Source organism: Nocardia lasii (genome assembly GCF_042658545.1).
GTDB lineage: Bacteria > Actinomycetota > Actinomycetes > Mycobacteriales > Mycobacteriaceae > Nocardia > Nocardia lasii.
This window is the reverse complement of record NZ_JBHSQN010000011.1, coordinates 143086-159537: the sequence shown is the minus strand read 5'-3', so window position 1 is coordinate 159537 and position 16452 is coordinate 143086. Positions and strand designations below refer to the sequence as shown.

Genomic DNA, 16452 nt, shown 5'->3' with positions numbered 1-16452 from the left:
CGAGCAGCCCCCGCCCGCCAGGCCCCCCCCGGCCGCCGCGCAGTCGTCGGCTCCGGCCGTCAAGCCCGCCGGTGCTCCGGCACCCGGCCCGCGTCCCGCCCCGGCCCCGCGTCCCGCGCAGGGTGCCCAGGCGCCGCAGCAGCAGCAGCGTCCCGGCCAGCCCGCACCCGGTGCCCCGGCGCCGCGTCCGGCCGGTCCGGGCCCCAAGCCCGGTCCGAAGACCCCGCGCGTGGGCAACAACCCGTTCAGCTCGGCGCCCGATCGTGAGCGTCCGGCTCCGCGTCCCGCCCCCCAGGGTGGCCCGCGGCCGACTCCGGGTCAGGGCGGTCCCCGTCCGGCTCCCGGTCAGGGTGGCCCGCGTCCGGCTCCCGGTCAGGGCGGTCCCCGCCCCGGTCAGGGTGGTCAGGGCCAGCGCCCGGCCGCCGCGCAGGGCGGTGCCCCGCGTCCCGGTGGTCCCCGTCCCAACCCGGGTTCGATGCCTCCGCGTCCGAACCCCGGTGCCATGCCCGCGCGTTCGGCGCGTCCCGGCCCCGCGGCCGGTGGCCGTCCGGGTCGTCCCGGTGGCGCTCCCGGCGGTGGCGGCGCAGGCCGTCCCGGTGGTGGCGGCGGCGGTGGCGGTTACCGTGGCGGTGGCGGCGGTGCCCCCGGCGCTCCCGGTGCCGGTGCCGGTGCTCCCGCGGCCGGTGGTTTCCGTGGTCGTCCCGGTGGCGGCGGCGGTCGTCCCGGTGGTCCCGGTGGCCGTGGTGGCGCAGCCGGTGCGTTCGGTCGTCCCGGTGGCGCGGTTCGCCGTGGCCGCAAGTCGAAGCGGGCGAAGCGCGCCGAGTACGAGAACATGCAGGCTCCCGCCGTCGGCGGCGTGCGTCTGCCCCGTGGCAACGGTGAGGTCATCCGCCTCGCCCGTGGCGCTTCGCTGTCGGACTTCGCCGAGAAGATCGACGCGAACCCCGCAGCTCTCGTGCAGGCCCTGTTCAACCTCGGCGAGATGGTCACCGCCACGCAGTCGGTGAACGACGAGACCCTCGAGCTGCTCGGCGGCGAGATGAACTACGTCGTCCACGTGGTCAGCCCCGAGGACGAGGATCGCGAACTGCTGCAGTCGTTCGACCTCACCTACGGCGAGGACGCCGGCGGCGAGGACGACCTCGAGCACCGTCCGCCGGTCGTGACCGTCATGGGTCACGTCGACCACGGTAAGACCCGACTGCTCGACACGATCCGTAAGGCCAACGTCGCCGAGGGCGAGGCCGGTGGCATCACCCAGCACATCGGTGCCTACCAGGTGCTCACCAACCTCAACGACGAAGAGCGTCTGATCACCTTCATCGACACCCCGGGTCACGAGGCGTTCACCGCCATGCGTGCGCGTGGTGCGAAGGCCACCGATATCGCGATCCTCGTGGTCGCGGCCGACGACGGCGTCATGCCGCAGACGGTGGAAGCGATCAACCACGCTCAGGCCGCTGATGTGCCGATCGTCGTCGCGATCAACAAGATCGACAAAGAGGGTGCGAACCCGGACAAGATCAAGCAGCAGCTCACCGAGTACGGCCTGGTCACCGAGGAGTACGGCGGCGACACCATGTTCGTCAACATCTCGGCCAAGCAGGGCACCAACATCGATCAGCTGCTCGAAGCCGTGCTGCTGACCGCGGATGCCTCGCTCGACCTGCGGGCCAACCCGGACATGGACGCCCAGGGTGTCGCCATCGAGGCGCACCTCGACCGCGGCCGTGGCCCCGTGGCCACCGTGCTCATCCAGCGCGGCACCCTGCACGTGGGTGACTCGATCGTGGCGGGCGACGCCTACGGTCGCGTCCGTCGCATGGTCGACGAGCACGGCGCGGACGTCCACGCGGCGACCCCGTCGCGCCCGGTCCAGGTCATCGGTTTCACCAGCGTCCCCGGCGCCGGTGACAACCTGATCGTGGTCGAGGAAGACCGCATCGCCCGTCAGATCGCCGATCGCCGCAACGCTCGCAAGCGCAACGCGCTGGCCGCTCGCAGCCGCAAGCGGATCAGCCTGGAAGATCTGGATGCCGCCCTGAAGGAGACTTCGGAGCTCAACCTGATCCTCAAGGGCGACAACTCCGGTACCGTCGAGGCCCTCGAAGAGGCCCTGCTCGGCATCGAGATCGACGACGAGGTGCGTCTGCGCGTCATCGACCGGGGTGTCGGTGGCGTCACCGAGACCAACGTCAACCTGGCGTCGGCCTCCAACGCGATCATCATCGGCTTCAACGTCCGCGCGGAGGGCAAGGCCACCGAGCTGGCCAACCGCGAAGGCGTAGATATCCGGTACTACTCGGTCATCTACCAGGCGATCGACGAGATCGAGAAGGCCCTCAAGGGCATGCTCAAGCCGATCTACGAAGAGGTCGAGCTGGGCCGCGCGGAGATCCGCGCGATCTTCCGCTCGTCCAAGATCGGCAACATCGCCGGCTGCATGGTGCTGTCGGGTTCGGTCAAGCGCAACGCCAAGGCGCGCCTGATCCGCGACGGTCGAGTGATCGCCGAGACGATGACCATCTCCTCGCTCAAGCGGGAGAAGGACGACGCGACCGAGGTCCGCGAAGGTTTCGAGTGCGGTCTGACCGTCACCTACAACGACATCAAGGAAGGCGACATCATCGAGGCTTACGAGCTTCGGGAAAAGCCGCGCGACTGATAGACGCAACACCGCTTCGCACGCCGCATCCGAACTCTCGGGTGCGGCGTGCGGGCGTACATCCAAACAATTCACAGGAGGTGAGCACCGCTGTTCATCGGTGCGCTCGAATTCGATCTGCTACTGGGTGACGTGCATTCGCTCAAGGAGAAGCGGTCGGTGATCCGACCGATCCTCGCCGAGCTACAGAAACGCTTCGGCGTGAATGCCGCCGAAGCCGGTGACCAGGACCTACACCGCCGGGCACTGCTCGGCGTCGCCATGGTCAGTGCGCAGACGGGACACCTGAACGAGGTGCTCGACAAGTGTGAGCGGCACGTTGCCGCTCGTCCGGAGATAGAGTTGCTGGCAGTACGCCGCCGGATCTTCGGACCCGAAGACTAAGGGCGCGGCACGGGTGTCAAGGCCCGGAGGCGCAAGCCTGCGTAACCACGTAGGGCCTCACCCGTGCCGCCGAAGAGAGGAGCACCCCCATGGTGGATCAAGCCAGGGCACGCCGACTCGCCAAGCGGATTTCCGCGATCGTGGCCACCGCGATCGAATACGAGATCAAGGATCCGCGACTGCGCTACGTCACCGTCACCGATGCCAAGGTGACCGGCGATCTGCGCGAGGCGAACGTGTACTACACGGTGATGGGCGAGACGATCGACGCCGAGCCCGACTACGCCGAAGCCGCGGCCGGACTGGACGCGGCCAAGGGTGTGCTGCGCTCGAAGGTGGGTGCGGGCACCGGGGTGAAGTTCACCCCGGTCCTGTCGTTCACCCTCGACAAGGTGCCCGAGGTGGCCCGCGAGATGGAAGAGCTGCTGGCTCGGGCTCGCGCCATCGACGACGAGGTCGCCAAGGTCGCGGCCAACGCCAAGCACGCGGGTGACGCCGACCCGTACAAGGTCGATCGAGACGACGAAGACGAGTAGGCGGCCATGCCCGGTCAGCGCCCGGAGTCGGCGGCCGAGGTGATCGCACCGGTCGGGACCGCGTCCGACGCCGCCGTCGCCGCACTGGCGGCGGCGCGTTCGGTCACGATCCTGTGCCATGTGCAGCCCGACGCCGACACCGTCGGCAGCGGGCTGGCACTGGCGTTGGCGCTGCGCAGGCGCGGGGTGCCGGTGTGTGTGTCGTTCGCCGAGCCCGCCGAGCTGCCGGCGTCGTTGCGCACGCTGCCCGGGGTGGAGCTGATCGTGGCGCCCGCGCAGGTGCCCGACACGGTCGATCTGCTGATCGTGGTCGATTGCGGCGCGCGTTCGCGGCTCGGTGCGCTCGCCGACCGATTGCCCGGCGCCACAACGACTCTGGTGATCGATCATCACCGGGCCAACGACGGTTTCGGCACCGTCGACCTGATCGACGAGTCCGCGGCCTCCACCACCGAACTGGTCACCCGGCTGCTCGACGCCTGGGGTGTGGAGATCGACGCCGCCATCGCGCACTGCCTGTTCGCCGGGTTGGTCACCGATACCGGGTCGTTCCGCTGGGCGCGTCGCGGCAGTCACGCGATGGCCGAGCGGCTGCTCGCCACCGGCATCGACGGCACCGAGATCACCCGGGTGCTGCTCGACACCCACCCCTACGCCTGGTTGCCGATGCTGTCGAGCGTGCTGTCCACCGCGGTGGTCGTGCCCTCGGCGGCCGGTGTGGGGCTGGTCTACGCGCTGGTTCGCGCCGCGGACACCCATGATGTCGGGCCCGAGGAGGTCGAGAGCGTCATCGATGTCATCCGCACGACCGCCGAGGCCGGGATCGCCGCGGTCTTCAAGGAAGCGCGCGGCAACAACGATCGGTGGACGGTGTCGCTGCGTTCGCGCGACTCCGCGCCGGGCCGCACCGACGGCATCGATGTCGCCGCGGTCGCCAGTGGTTTCGGTGGTGGTGGGCATCGCTTCGCGGCCGGGTACACCACCCACGGGACTCCCGACGAGGTCGTGCGCGCGCTGATCACGTCATTGGGATGAGGTCGCGTCCCGCGCGGTGGGCTGTCGCAGGCGCATCGCGAGGGGGACGCCGAGGGCGGTGGTGACGGCGCAGAGGGTGAACGCCAGGGAGGGTCGGTCGACGAGCAGGCCGGTGAGGCCCGCGACGATCAGGCCGCCGAGGTTGCCGGTCATCCAGATGAGCCCGGCCGCGGTGCCTTCGGCGGCGCCGGTGTGGCGTTCGGCCATCGACAGCACGATCGGCAGGGCCGGGAGCAGGGTCAGGCCGATCAGCACGAAGGCCAGGAACCCGGTCGCCAGGCCGGGGGCGAGGGCGACGAGCAGGCAGGCGGCGGCGCTGGCGGTGAGGCCGACCATGACCGCGGGCAGTTCGACCCCGCGACGCAGCACCGCGACCGGGATCACCGCGCACCCGACCACGCCGGCCACGACATTGACCAGCAGCACGATGCTGGCCGCGTCGGCGCTGACCCCGGAGGGTTCCAGCAGCGCCTGGCCGAAGGTCGCCAGCGCGACGAACGTGCCGAAGGGAAAGAACACCGCGGCGCAGAGTCGACGCACGTAGCTGTCGCCGACGGTCGCCCGCAGTGCAGCCAGTGAGGTCGGGGTGCGCGTGGCGGGGCCGGTGCCCGCCCGCAGCAGTTCGACGGTGAGCGCGACCGCGGCCACGGCGGCGAAGATCGTGCCGATCGCGGTGAGGGTGGTGAGCTGGCTGTCCGCGGGCAGCGCGGCGCCGAGCACGAACGCGGCGGCCATGCCCGCGAAGGTGCTCGCGGTGCCGACCGCGATTCCGGTCGGCCGGTCCTGCTCGTCGAGGTAGTGCCCGGCGATGCCGGTGATCGCGTTGAGTACCAGCGGTTGCGCGATCGCGACGACGGTCTGGCCGATCAACACGATCGCGAAATCGTCGCCGACCAGGCGCAGGGCGGCGCCGCCGGCGGTGAGGACCGCGCCGGCGATCAGGCTCGGCCGGAACCACCGATCCAGCGCGATCCCGGCGGGGATCGCGAGCACGACGTAGAGCAGCGGGAACATGTTCGCCAGCCACCCGATCGCGGACTCGGAGACCCCGAAATGCGCGGCCGCGACGGTGGTCACGGGCGCGTAGGTGAGCCAGACGAGCTGGGTCGCCGCACCGACCAGGGCGAACGCCGTGATCACTCGCCATCGCTGCACAACCACCATGGGCAATCCTGTGTCGTTCGGGCGAACCGACTGTTCGCGACCTGATCCCGTCCCAGCTGGGCGAACGACCAGTATCGCCGCTCGTGCCGCCGCCGTCCACACTTCTTACCTGCCGTTTCGCCTCGCCACCAGACCCGCGGTCCCCGTTCTCGCGGCGGTGATTTCGTGTCGGTGCCCTGTGCCACTATCGACACGTCGCAGCGGATGCGTGGTCCATGCCAACGGTGGGAGGGGTCTAGGTGGGGTCTGTGGAGCCGATCGGTGAGACCGAGGACGCGCTCGATCGGGCGGGTCCGCGGCGGATTCTCGGGATCGCGGTGCCCACGCTCGGTGTGCTGGTCGCCGAACCGCTGTATCTGCTGTTCGATATCGCGGTGGTCGGCAGGCTCGGCGCGTTGGCGCTGGCCGGGTTGGCGGTCGGCGCGGTGATCCTGGGAACGGTGAGCACCCAGCTCACGTTCCTGTCCTACGGGACCACCGCGCGCGCGGCGCGTCGGCACGGGGCGGGGGATCGGACCGGGGCCGTGGAGGAGGGGGTGCAGGCCAGTTGGGTCGGGGTGGTGGTGGGGCTGGTGATCGTCGCGGTGATCCAGGTGTTCGCGGTACCGCTGTGCTCGGTGCTCGCCGGTGGCGGTGAGATCGCCGAGGAGGCGCTGGGGTGGGTGCGGATCGCGCTGTTCGGGGTGCCGTTGATCCTGCTGTCGATGGCGGGCAACGGGTGGATGCGCGGGGTGCAGGATGTGCGCCGACCCCTCACGTATGTCGTGGTGGGACTTGGTATCTCGGCGGTGCTGTGTCCCGTGCTCGTGTACGGCTTACTCGGTGCGCCGCGCATGGAACTGGCGGGGTCGGCCGTGGCGAACCTGGTCGGCCAGTCCGTCTCCGGCGTGCTGTTCGTGTATGCCCTGCTGCGCGAAGGGGTTTCGCTGCGACCCGACCCGCCGGTGATGCGCGCGCAACTGGTACTCGGTCGCGATCTGATCGTGCGCAGCCTGTCGTTCCAGGTCTGCTTCGTCTCCGCCGCCGCGGTGGCCGCCCGCTTCGGCGCGGCCTCGGTCGCCGCGCACCAGCTGGTGTTGCAACTGTGGAACCTGATCGCGCTCACCCTGGACTCGCTCGCCATCGCCGCCCAGACCCTGGTGGGCGCGGCGCTCGGCGCGGGCAGGGTCGGCAGTGCGAAGGCGATCGCCCGGCGGGTGACCGGCTGGTCGGAGATCTTCGCACTGATCCTGACCGCGGTGTTCGCCGCGGGCGCGGGCGCCATCCCGCTGCTGTTCACCGACGACCCCCAGGTCCTCGACCGCACCCACCTCATCTGGTGGTTCTTCCTCGCCATGATCCCGGTAGCGGGCGCCGTCTTCGCTCTGGACGGTGTCCTGCTCGGTGCGGGCGACGCCGCCTTCCTGCGCACCGCCACCCTGATCGCCGCCCTCGCCGGCTTCCTCCCCCTGATCTGGCTGTCGCTGGTCTTCGACTGGGGCGTGGCCGGAATCTGGTCGGGCCTGGTCGCCTTCATGCTGCTGCGCCTGATCGCGGTGCTCGCCCGAGCGCGGTCGGGCCGCTGGGCGCGGGCGGGCGCGGAGGTGCCCAGCGGTGCGGCGTAGCGGGCGGTTCGACCGGTGCGTGCTCGGCGACGGCGGGTGGTGTGCCACTGTGGACGGGTGAATCCGAAGTTGATGGCGGTCAGCGATGTGCATGTGGGACACCAGGGCAACAAGCCGGTGGTGGAGCAGATCGTGCCTGATTCGCCCGAGGATTGGCTGATCGTGGCCGGGGACGTGGGGGAGAAGGCCGAGGAGGTGCGGTGGGCGCTGGAGTTGTTGCGCGGCCGCTTCGCCAAGGTGATCTGGGTGCCGGGCAATCACGAGCTGTGGACCACGCCGAAGGATCCGGTGCAGATGCACGGGGCCGCGCGCTACGACTACCTGGTGGCGATGTGCCGCGACCTGGATGTGGTGACGCCGGAGGACCCGTTCCCGGTGTGGACCGGGCCGGGAGCGGAGAAGTACGGCGGTCGGGTCACCCTGGCGCCGATGTTCCTGCTCTACGACTACTCGTGGCGCCCGGCCGGAACCAAGACCAAGGCCGAGGGTCTGGCGCTGGCCAGGGAACGCAATGTCGTCGCGACCGACGAGTTCCTGCTGACCCCCGACCCGTACCTCACCCGCGACGCCTGGTGCCACGCCCGCGTCCAGTACACCCAGCGCCGCCTCGACGCCCTCGCGCCCGAGACCCCCGTGGTCATGATCAACCACTTCCCGCTGGTCCGTCAGCCCACCGACATCCTGTTCTACCCCGAGTTCGCCCTGTGGTGCGGCACCGACCTCACCGCCGACTGGCACACCAGCTACCACGTGGTCTGCTCGGTCTACGGCCACCTCCACATCCCCCGCACCACCTACTACGACGGCGTCCGCTTCGAAGAGGTCTCCCTGGGCTACCCGCGCGAGTGGAAGCGCCGCGGCATGCCCGAACCGCTGCTGCGCCAGATCCTGCCCGATCCCGTCTACGCCGACGGCGACCTCAACGCCTGGGGCGGCCACTTCAAGGTCACTCCGGAAATGGAGGCCGCCGCCGCCCAGATGCGCGAGAAAGCCGAGCGCAGGCGGGGTATCTGACCGACGACCGGGGCCACGGATCGCACGGCCGACAGCCGGTGAGAACATGGGTAGCTCGCCGGGAACCAGCTGACCGAACCACCCCGGCACCGCCAGCCGCCCACGCTGTCCCCACCAGCGTCCCGGTCTGGCCGACTACGCGGAGAGGCGGACCAGCACGTGTTGGAGAGGATCTTGCCGGGGGGTGTGGCGTCGGCGGAGTTGTTGGCCTACCCCGAGGAATTGACGGCGCACCCGGCCGAGGAACACCTCATCGCCAAGTCCGTCGAGAAGCGTCGCCGCGATTTCATCGGCGCCCGCCACTGCGCCCGCCTCGCCCTCGAACAACTCGGTGAGCCGCCCGTCGCGATCGGCAAGGGCGAGCGCGGGATGCCGCTGTTCCCGCGCGGCGTCGTCGGCAGCCTCACCCACTGCGACGGCTACCGCGCCGCCGCGATGGCGCATTCGCTGCGGTTCCGTTCGGTCGGGATCGACGCCGAACCGCACGGCCCGCTGCCCGACGGCGTGCTCGACTCGGTCAGCCTGCCCGCCGAACGGGCCTGGCTCGCAGGCACTCCCGCCGACGGCCTGCACCTGGACCGACTGCTGTTCTGCGCCAAGGAGGCCACCTACAAGGCGTGGTTCCCGCTGACGCTGCGCTGGCTCGGTTTCGAGGACGCCCACATCACCTTCCGAACGGACTCGCGCACAGCCGATTCCGGGTCGGGAACCTTTCACACCAAGCTGCTCGTACCGGGCACGACCAAGGACGGGGGCGCTCCGCTGATGGAGTTCGACGGACGCTGGCTGATCGCCGACGGGCTGATCCTGACCGCGATCGCGCACGGCTGATGGCGGCGCGCGTCTCGCCGGTGGGCGAGCTCGGCGGTCTGGTGATCGTCGACAAGGACAGCGGTCTCACCAGTCACGATGTGGTGTCGCGGGGTCGAAAGTTGTTGCGGACCAAGAAGGTCGGACACGCCGGCACCCTGGATCCGATGGCGACCGGGGTGCTGGTGCTCGGGGTCGAGCGGGCGACGAAGCTGCTCGGCCAGCTGTTGCTCACCACCAAGGCCTACACCGCGACCATTCGCCTCGGCCAGGCCACCGACACCGACGACGCCGAGGGTGAGGTCCTCGCGACCACCTCCGCGCTGCACGTCACCGATGCCGCGATCGCGGCCGGCGTCGCCGCCCTGACCGGCGATATCCAGCAGGTGCCCGCCACGGTCAGCGCCATCAAGGTCGACGGCGAACGCGCCTACGCCCGCGTGCGCGCCGGCGAGGAGGTGCAGTTGGCCGCGCGCCCGGTCACGGTGTCGCGCTTCGAGATCCTGGCCCGCCGTGACGTCGCCGACGGTGAATTCGTCGATGTGGACGTGGACGTCGAGTGCACCTCCGGCACCTACATCCGCGCACTGGCCCGCGACCTCGGCGCCGCCCTCGGCGTCGGCGGCCACCTGACGGCCCTGCGCCGCACCAGGGTCGGACCCTTCACCCTCGAACACGCCCGCACCCTCGGCGAACTCGCGACCGCCGCCGAGGCCGAGCAACCCCTGCTCAGCCTCGACATCGACACCGCCGTCCGCACCGCCTTCCCCCACCGCGACATCAGCGAGTCCCAGGCCGACGACCTGCGCACCGGGCGCTGGTTGGAGCCCGTCGGCATCAAAGGCGTGTACGCCGCGATAGATCCGCGCGGCCGAGCCATCGCCCTGCTCGAGGAGAGCGGCAAGCGCGCGGGGTCGGTGATGGTGGTGCGCCCGCGCGGCATCGGCGACTGACCCGTCCACGACAGGCACGCGGTCGCCCGACAACGCGAGCGCGCGGTCACACCGGCGAACGGCGCGGTGCCCCCTGTTCTGGGGGCTGGATCGCGCCTAACACCGCCCTGACCCCAGGCGATAGGCAATAGGTATAGCTCGCGCCTACGAGGGGTGGACCATGACCGCGACCGGAAAGACCTGGATCGGCGTGATCGCCGGGATGACACTGCTGGTGACGGCCTGCGGCGGGGGTGAACCGCAGGCGCCGAGCACACCACGGCCATCGGTCACCAGCACCGCCCCGGCACCGACCGCCACCGCGGCCCCCGCCGACGCGCCCGACGACGCCACCCCCGGCGCCCCGGCGCCGACCGTCGTCGCACCGCCCGAGCCCGGTGCGTCCACCACCGCGCCACCGCCGGAATCGGCGACCGGCACCATCGTGCTGCGCACCGTGACCGTGTCCGGTGTCCCCGTTCCCGCTGTGCCGGTACGCCTTTCGCTTCGCAGGCCCTGTGACCCGGTCGGCCACGACATCCCCCTCGGGGAGACCACCGAGGCCCTGCGCCGCGACGGGATCACCGACGACCAGGGCAGCGCGACGTTCACCGTGCCGACCGGGTGCTACCACTTCGGCATGACCGCCCCCGCGGGCACGAACCCGGTTCCCGAGGGCATGCACTCGCTGTTCCTGGTCACCCCGGGCAGCACGATCACCGGCAAACTCCGGTTCAACGACGCCGCACCGGCGTCGGCGTGTGCCGAATCCACCATCGAGACCGAACTCGGCGTGGACATGGCGCCCGCCGCCACGATCTCCGACTGTGACGAACAGTGGGCCGTCGTGCGCTGGGACAGCCCCGGCGACAATCAGCGCGTCATCACCCGAACCTCGGGCACCTGGACCACCTACGTCCTCTTCCCGCACGTGACCTGCTGGACCACCGCCTTCACCGACGGTGTGCCACAGCCGTTACGCCACTACTTCCACAACTGCTGAGCGGCTAGGTCGTCAACCAGATCGCCTCGGCCGCAGGGGTTCCCAGTTCGGTGGGCGACTCCGAGCCGGCGATGCGCACCGCGATCGTGCCCGCGAAATCGCGGCGCTCCTCGACGGCGATGGTGGTGTCGAGCGCGATGCCGACGGAGTCGAAATAGCGCAGCATCGCCGGATCGGAGTCGGAGATGCGCGCGACCCGGCCCGATTCGCCCGCGGCGAAGTCGCTGAGTTGGCGGGCCGGGGGAGTGGGCACGGCGCCGTCGGCCGACGGGATGGGGTCGCCGTGCGGGTCGCGGTCGGGGTGGCCGAGTTTGGCGTCGATGCGCGACATGAGCAGGTCCGAGACGGCGTGCTCGAGCACCTCGGCCTCGTCGTGGACCTCGTCCCAGCCGTAGCCGAGTTCGTTGACCAGGAAGGTCTCGATCAGGCGGTGGCGGCGCACCATCGCCACGGCGGCGCGGCGGCCGTGGTCGGTGAGCGTGATCGCGCCGTAGCGGGCGTGTTCGACCAGGCCCTGGTCGGTGAGTTTGCGCACCGCCTCCGAGACCGTGGAGGCCGACACCCCGATGCGCTCGGACAGCAGCTTGGTCGAGACCTTCTCCTGTGACCACTCCTGGGCGGTCCAGATGACCTTGAGATAGTCCTGGGCCACGGCCGAGAGTTCGGGGGCGATCGTGGCGGTGGTGGCGAGTTCGGCCTGCTCGGCGGGCTGCGACACGGCTCGGCGGGGCGCGACATCTCGTTTACCTGGCACGTTGTCAATGGTAGGCATCGCGGCCCCGAATGACACATCGGCGAACCGGCCCGGCCGATGATCCGGTCACACCGGAATTCTGTTCGGGCAACGCTTTGCGTAGGCTTCGCTCTGTGCAGAGATGGCGAAGTCTCGACGACGTGCCCGCGGACTGGGGGCGTTGCGTTCTCACGATCGGCGTGTTCGACGGGGTACATCGGGGGCACGCGCAGCTGATCAGCCGCGCGGTCGCCGCGGCGGAAAAGCGTGGCGTGCCCTCGGTTCTGATGACCTTCGACCCGCACCCGATGGAAGTGGTGCGACCGGGTTCGCATCCCGCACAGCTCACCACGCTGACCCGGCGGGCCGAACTGGCCGCCGAGCTCGGGATCGACGTGTTCTGCGTGATGCCGTTCACCCAGGACTTCATGAAGCTCACCCCGGCCGAGTACGTGCACGACCTGCTGGTCGAACGCCTGCACGTGACCGAGGTCGTGGTCGGTGACAACTTCACCTTCGGCAAGAAGGCCGCGGGCACCGTGGACACGATGCGCGAGCTCGGGGCCCGGTTCGGGTTCGAGGTCGACGGGGTGACCCTGCTCGGCGAGCACGCCGTCACCTTCTCCTCCACCTACATCCGCGCCTGCGTGGACGCGGGTGACATGGGCGCCGCGGCCGAGGCGCTCGGACGCCCGCATCGGGTCGAGGGCGTCGTCGTGCACGGCGACGGGCGCGGACGCGGGCTCGGCTTCCCGACCGCGAACGTGGCCCCGCCGATGCACGCCGCGATCCCCGCCGACGGGGTGTACGCGGGCTGGTTCACCGTGCTGGGCTCGGGCCCGGCGATCGGCGCCACCGAACCCGGCGAGCGGGCGATGGCGGCGATCTCGGTGGGCACCAACCCCACCTTCTCGGGTCGCTCACGCACGGTCGAGGCGTTCGTGCTCGACGGGGAGGCCGATCTGTACGGCCAGCACGTGGGCGTCGACTTCGTCGAACAACTGCGCGGGATGCGCAAATTCGAGTCCATCGACGAACTGGTCGAGGCCATGGGCCGCGATGTCGAGGAAGCGCGCAAGGTCCTCGCGGCCGCCGACGCCTGATCGCTACCCAGGTCCCGATTTCATCGCGATCGCAGGGGTCGCGTAAAGTGGCTCCTCGGGTTTGCTGCGGTCCGCGGTGGCACCCATCCCGGGTAACCGGACCTTCGAGCGCGGAACTGAAAAATAGGAGTCGAGCCACATGGCGCTGACCACTGAGCAGAAGTCGGCGATCCTCGCCGAGTACGGCCTGCACCCCAAGGACACCGGTTCGCCGGAGGCGCAGATCGCGCTGCTGTCCAAGCGGATCTCGGACCTGACCGAGCACCTGAAGACCCACAAGCACGATCACCACACCCGTCACGGCCTGCTGGCCCTGATCGGTCGTCGTCGTCGCCTGTCCAAGTACCTGCAGGCCAACGACATCAACCGCTACCGTTCGCTCATCGAGCGTCTCGGCCTGCGCCGCTGATTTCGTACGGACACGCCTCCTAGCTGAGGCGGTCGCCGAGTAGCCGACGCGAAGAAGTACACTTCTTCTCGTTGGCTATTCGTGTATTCGCCGACCTTCGGGTTCCGGTGTGCACTACAACATGTGACAGCCGTGTGCATCCGTCCGCGTGGCGTCGGTCTTCGGTAGTGGCCTTTCGGCAGGCGTTTCGCCGCCGTCGGGCTTCGATCGATGACCGCCTTCGCGTCGCCCCTTCTGTGGAATGTTCCAGCCGAGGGGATACGGCCGGGTGCTGCGCGTGGCAGCCAGGAGGGTTTCCACGTGTCCGTGTCCGGTACGGCTGACAAAGAGCTGGCTCGCGCCCATCAGGTGGGTACGCCTGGAAACGGCAGCGCGACCAGCGAGACGAGAGGTCGAGAGAAGAAAATATGACGCAGACAACTGAACGTACATCGACTGCGGTCGAGGTCGAGCCCGGTGTTTTCGAGTCGGTCGCGCTGATCGACAACGGTAGCTTCGGCACCCGCACCATCCGCTTCGAAACCGGCCGTCTGGCCAAGCAGGCCGCCGGCTCCGTCGCCGCCTACCTGGACGACGAGACCATGCTGCTGTCGGCGACCACCGCCGGCAAGTACCCCAAGGACCAGTTCGACTTCTTCCCGCTGACGGTCGACGTCGAAGAGCGCATGTACGCCGCGGGTCGCATCCCCGGCTCGTTCTTCCGTCGCGAGGGTCGCCCCTCCACCGACGCGATCCTGACCTGTCGCCTGATCGACCGGCCGCTGCGCCCGACCTTCATCGACGGTCTGCGCAACGAGATCCAGGTCGTCGTGACGGTCCTGAGCCTGAACCCGGCCGATCTCTACGACGTGGTGGCCATCAACGCCGCCTCGGCGTCGACCCAGCTCTCGGGCATCCCGTTCTCGGGCCCGATCGGTGGCGTGCGCGTCGCCCTCATCGGTGACCAGTGGGTCGCGTTCCCGACCGTCGAGCAGCTCGAGGGCGCCGTGTTCGACATGGTCGTCGCGGGCCGCGTCACCGACACCGGCGACGTCGCCATCATGATGGTCGAGGCCGAGGCCACCGACAAGGTGATCGCGCTGATCGAAGACGGTGCGCAGGCGCCGACCGAGGCCGTCGTGGCCCAGGGTCTGGAAGCCGCCAAGCCGTTCATCGCGCGTCTGGTCCGCGCCCAGGCCGACCTGGCCGCGCTGGCCGCCAAGCCGACCCAGGAGTTCCCGCTCTTCCCGCCCTACGGCCCGGACGTGTTCGAGGCTGTCGAGGGCACCTCGAAGGTCGAGCTGAACCAGGCGCTGAGCATCGCCGACAAGCAGGCCCGCGAAGCCAAGATCGACGAGATCAAGGCCGAGGTCCTGTCCCGGCTGGGCGAGGACTTCGTCGGCCGTGAGAAGGAGCTGGGTGCCGCGTTCCGCTCGGTCACCAAGAAGCTGGTTCGCCAGCGCATCCTGACCGACGGTTTCCGGATCGATGGCCGTGGGCTCGCTGATATCCGTCAGCTCTCGGCCGAGGTCGACGTGATCCCGCGCGCCCACGGTTCGGCGATCTTCGAGCGTGGCGAGACCCAGATCATGGGCGTCACCACCCTCGACATGGTGAAGATGGCGCAGCAGGTCGACTCGCTCGGCCCGGAGACCTCCAAGCGCTACATGCACCACTACAACTTCCCGCCGTTCTCCACCGGCGAGACCGGTCGCGTCGGTTCGCCGAAGCGTCGCGAGATCGGCCACGGCGCTCTCGCCGAGCGCGCGCTGATGCCGGTGCTGCCCTCGCAGGAGGAGTTCCCCTACGCCATCCGTCAGGTCTCCGAGGCGCTGTCCTCGAACGGCTCGACCTCGATGGGTTCGGTCTGCGCCTCGACCCTGTCGCTGCTCAACGCCGGTGTGCCGCTGAAGGCGCCGGTCGCGGGTATCGCCATGGGCCTGGTGTCGGACACCATCACCAACGACAAGGGTGAGGACGAGGTCCGCTACGTCGCGCTGACCGACATCCTCGGCGCCGAGGATGCCTTCGGCGACATGGACTTCAAGGTCGCCGGTACCCGCGACTTCGTCACCGCCCTGCAGCTGGACACCAAGCTCGACGGCATCCCCTCGCAGGTGCTGGCCGGTGCGCTCAACCAGGCGCACGACGCCCGCACCACGATCCTGGACGTGATGGCCGAGGCCATCGCCGACCCCGACGAGATGAGCCCCTACGCCCCGCGCGTGACGGCCATCAAGATCCCGGTCGACAAGATCGGCGAGGTCATCGGGCCCAAGGGCAAGATGATCAACCAGATCACCGAGGAGACCGGCGCCAACATCTCGATCGAGGATGATGGCACCGTGTTCGTCGGTGCGACCGATGGGCCGTCGGCCCAGGCCGCGATCGACATGATCAACGCCATCGCCAACCCGCAGCTGCCCAAGGTCGGCGAGCGCTTCCTGGGCACGGTCGTCAAGACCACCGCCTTCGGCGCGTTCGTTTCGCTGCTGCCGGGTCGTGACGGTCTGGTGCACATCTCCAAGCTGGGCAACGGCAAGCGCGTGGCCAAGGTCGAGGACGTGGTCAACGTCGGCGACAAGCTGCGCGTGGAGATCGCCGATATCGACAACCGCGGCAAGATCTCGCTGGTGCCGGTCGAGGACGAGGCTGCCGCTGAGCCGGTCGCCGTCGAGGAGACCGTTTCCGCCGAGTAAGTAGCTCCCCGCGAGACCCCCGCCGTTCCGACGGCGGGGGTTTCGTCGTTTTCGGGCTGTGACCGGGCTCGTGATCTGGGTCACGATGATGCAACGGTGATGCAACGTTGCGTCCCCTAGTGTGACTGGACACAGTAAGAATCTGTGACGACAGTGGTCGCGCCCTCCCGGTGGGAGTCGCGAGCTGATTGCTGTCCGCTCGACGTACGCGGATGCCACGTCGGTCCGTTCTCGGCGTCGAAAGGGTAGGACCCGGTCAGATATTGACTGAATCCGGTCCGGTTTAATGTGGAAACGAATACGCTTCTCCTCGTATATGGACGCGTGTTCAGGTGTCGGGGTTCGATGATGGAGGTCGGGAGATAGCCGAGTCAGTGATCGT

At 69.4% G+C, this 16452-nt stretch carries 14 protein-coding genes; 12 read left to right on the top strand and 2 right to left on the bottom strand.

Translation table 11 applies throughout. The annotated features are described in order from the left end of the window. From infB to ACFP3H_RS16775, 4 genes are all read left to right on the top strand, one after another. Nucleotides 1-2665 (top strand): translation initiation factor IF-2 (gene infB, locus ACFP3H_RS16790; RefSeq protein ID WP_378606782.1); only part of this gene is annotated, 2665 nt, incomplete at its 5' end. A gap of 90 nt (nt 2666-2755) precedes the next feature. Next, a complete protein-coding gene (locus ACFP3H_RS16785) occupies nt 2756-3049 on the top strand; it encodes a DUF503 domain-containing protein (RefSeq protein ID WP_378607439.1) in 294 nt (97 codons plus the stop codon). Nucleotides 3050-3138: 89 nt separating this feature from the next. Next, the gene (rbfA, locus tag ACFP3H_RS16780; protein WP_378606779.1) at nt 3139-3585 is read left to right on the top strand and encodes a 30S ribosome-binding factor RbfA; all 447 of its coding nucleotides are present in this window, start codon (nt 3139-3141) and stop codon (nt 3583-3585) included. A gap of 6 nt (nt 3586-3591) precedes the next feature. Beyond that, entirely contained in the window at nt 3592-4620 is a 1029-nt protein-coding gene (locus ACFP3H_RS16775; RefSeq protein ID WP_378606776.1) for a DHH family phosphoesterase, read from the top strand. On the opposite strand, the gene ACFP3H_RS16770 is transcribed toward ACFP3H_RS16775, so the two are convergent. Continuing rightward, complete coding sequence (locus ACFP3H_RS16770) at nt 4609-5784, bottom strand: MFS transporter (RefSeq protein ID WP_378606773.1); 1176 nt, start codon at nt 5782-5784, stop codon at nt 4609-4611. The two genes, ACFP3H_RS16775 and ACFP3H_RS16770, sit on opposite strands and share 12 nt — an antisense overlap. Nucleotides 5785-6032: 248 nt before the next feature. Here ACFP3H_RS16770 and ACFP3H_RS16765 point away from each other — a divergent pair, with 248 nt between their 5' ends. From ACFP3H_RS16765 to ACFP3H_RS16745, 5 genes are all read left to right on the top strand, one after another. Further along, nucleotides 6033-7388 carry an MATE family efflux transporter gene (locus ACFP3H_RS16765; RefSeq protein ID WP_378606770.1) on the top strand — a complete coding sequence of 452 codons (1356 nt, stop codon included), beginning with the start codon at nt 6033-6035 and terminating at the stop codon, nt 7386-7388. 72 nt (nt 7389-7460) lie between these two features. After that, nucleotides 7461-8402, top strand: a complete 942-nt coding sequence (locus tag ACFP3H_RS16760) for a metallophosphoesterase family protein (protein ID WP_378607436.1) — start codon at nt 7461-7463, stop codon at nt 8400-8402. 159 nt (nt 8403-8561) lie between these two features. Next, a complete protein-coding gene (npt, locus tag ACFP3H_RS16755; RefSeq protein WP_378606767.1) occupies nt 8562-9233 on the top strand; it encodes a 4'-phosphopantetheinyl transferase Npt in 672 nt (223 codons plus the stop codon). Then, entirely contained in the window at nt 9233-10165 is a 933-nt protein-coding gene (truB, locus tag ACFP3H_RS16750) for a tRNA pseudouridine(55) synthase TruB (protein ID WP_378606764.1), read from the top strand. The genes npt and truB overlap by 1 nt, the downstream gene beginning before the upstream one ends. Nucleotides 10166-10325: 160 nt before the next feature. After that, nucleotides 10326-11147: a hypothetical protein gene (locus ACFP3H_RS16745; RefSeq protein WP_378606761.1), complete on the top strand. Its 822-nt coding sequence runs from the start codon at nt 10326-10328 to the stop codon at nt 11145-11147. A 4-nt stretch (nt 11148-11151) separates the two neighbouring features. Here ACFP3H_RS16745 and ACFP3H_RS16740 read toward each other — a convergent pair whose 3' ends face one another. Further along, entirely contained in the window at nt 11152-11919 is a 768-nt protein-coding gene (locus ACFP3H_RS16740) for a metal-dependent transcriptional regulator (protein WP_378606758.1), read from the bottom strand. A gap of 95 nt (nt 11920-12014) precedes the next feature. Here ACFP3H_RS16740 and ACFP3H_RS16735 point away from each other — a divergent pair, with 95 nt between their 5' ends. The 3 genes from ACFP3H_RS16735 (at nt 12015) to ACFP3H_RS16725 (ending at nt 16070) form a co-directional block, all read left to right on the top strand. Next, nucleotides 12015-12983 carry a bifunctional riboflavin kinase/FAD synthetase gene (locus tag ACFP3H_RS16735; RefSeq protein WP_378606755.1) on the top strand — a complete coding sequence of 323 codons (969 nt, stop codon included), beginning with the start codon at nt 12015-12017 and terminating at the stop codon, nt 12981-12983. A gap of 139 nt (nt 12984-13122) precedes the next feature. After that, nucleotides 13123-13392, top strand: coding sequence for a 30S ribosomal protein S15 (rpsO, locus tag ACFP3H_RS16730; protein ID WP_378606752.1), 270 nt, complete (start codon nt 13123-13125; stop codon nt 13390-13392). Nucleotides 13393-13799: 407 nt separating this feature from the next. Then, nucleotides 13800-16070, top strand: a complete 2271-nt coding sequence (locus ACFP3H_RS16725; protein WP_378606749.1) for a polyribonucleotide nucleotidyltransferase — start codon at nt 13800-13802, stop codon at nt 16068-16070. Nucleotides 16071-16452 lie beyond the last annotated feature (382 nt).

What these genes read in the sequence shown, in the direction of transcription:
- ACFP3H_RS16740 (WP_378606758.1), bottom strand. Translation starts at nt 11,919, where the DNA reads ATGCCTACCATTGACAACGTGCCAGGTAAACGAGATGTCGCGCCCCGC.
- ACFP3H_RS16775 (WP_378606776.1), top strand. Translation starts at nt 3,592, where the DNA reads ATGCCCGGTCAGCGCCCGGAGTCGGCGGCCGAGGTGATCGCACCGGTC.
- ACFP3H_RS16770 (WP_378606773.1), bottom strand. Translation starts at nt 5,784, where the DNA reads ATGGTGGTTGTGCAGCGATGGCGAGTGATCACGGCGTTCGCCCTGGTC.
- ACFP3H_RS16745 (WP_378606761.1), top strand. Translation starts at nt 10,326, where the DNA reads ATGACCGCGACCGGAAAGACCTGGATCGGCGTGATCGCCGGGATGACA.
- truB (WP_378606764.1), top strand. Translation starts at nt 9,233, where the DNA reads ATGGCGGCGCGCGTCTCGCCGGTGGGCGAGCTCGGCGGTCTGGTGATC.
- rbfA (WP_378606779.1), top strand. Translation starts at nt 3,139, where the DNA reads ATGGTGGATCAAGCCAGGGCACGCCGACTCGCCAAGCGGATTTCCGCG.
- ACFP3H_RS16760 (WP_378607436.1), top strand. Translation starts at nt 7,461, where the DNA reads ATGGCGGTCAGCGATGTGCATGTGGGACACCAGGGCAACAAGCCGGTG.
- ACFP3H_RS16725 (WP_378606749.1), top strand. Translation starts at nt 13,800, where the DNA reads ATGACGCAGACAACTGAACGTACATCGACTGCGGTCGAGGTCGAGCCC.
- rpsO (WP_378606752.1), top strand. Translation starts at nt 13,123, where the DNA reads ATGGCGCTGACCACTGAGCAGAAGTCGGCGATCCTCGCCGAGTACGGC.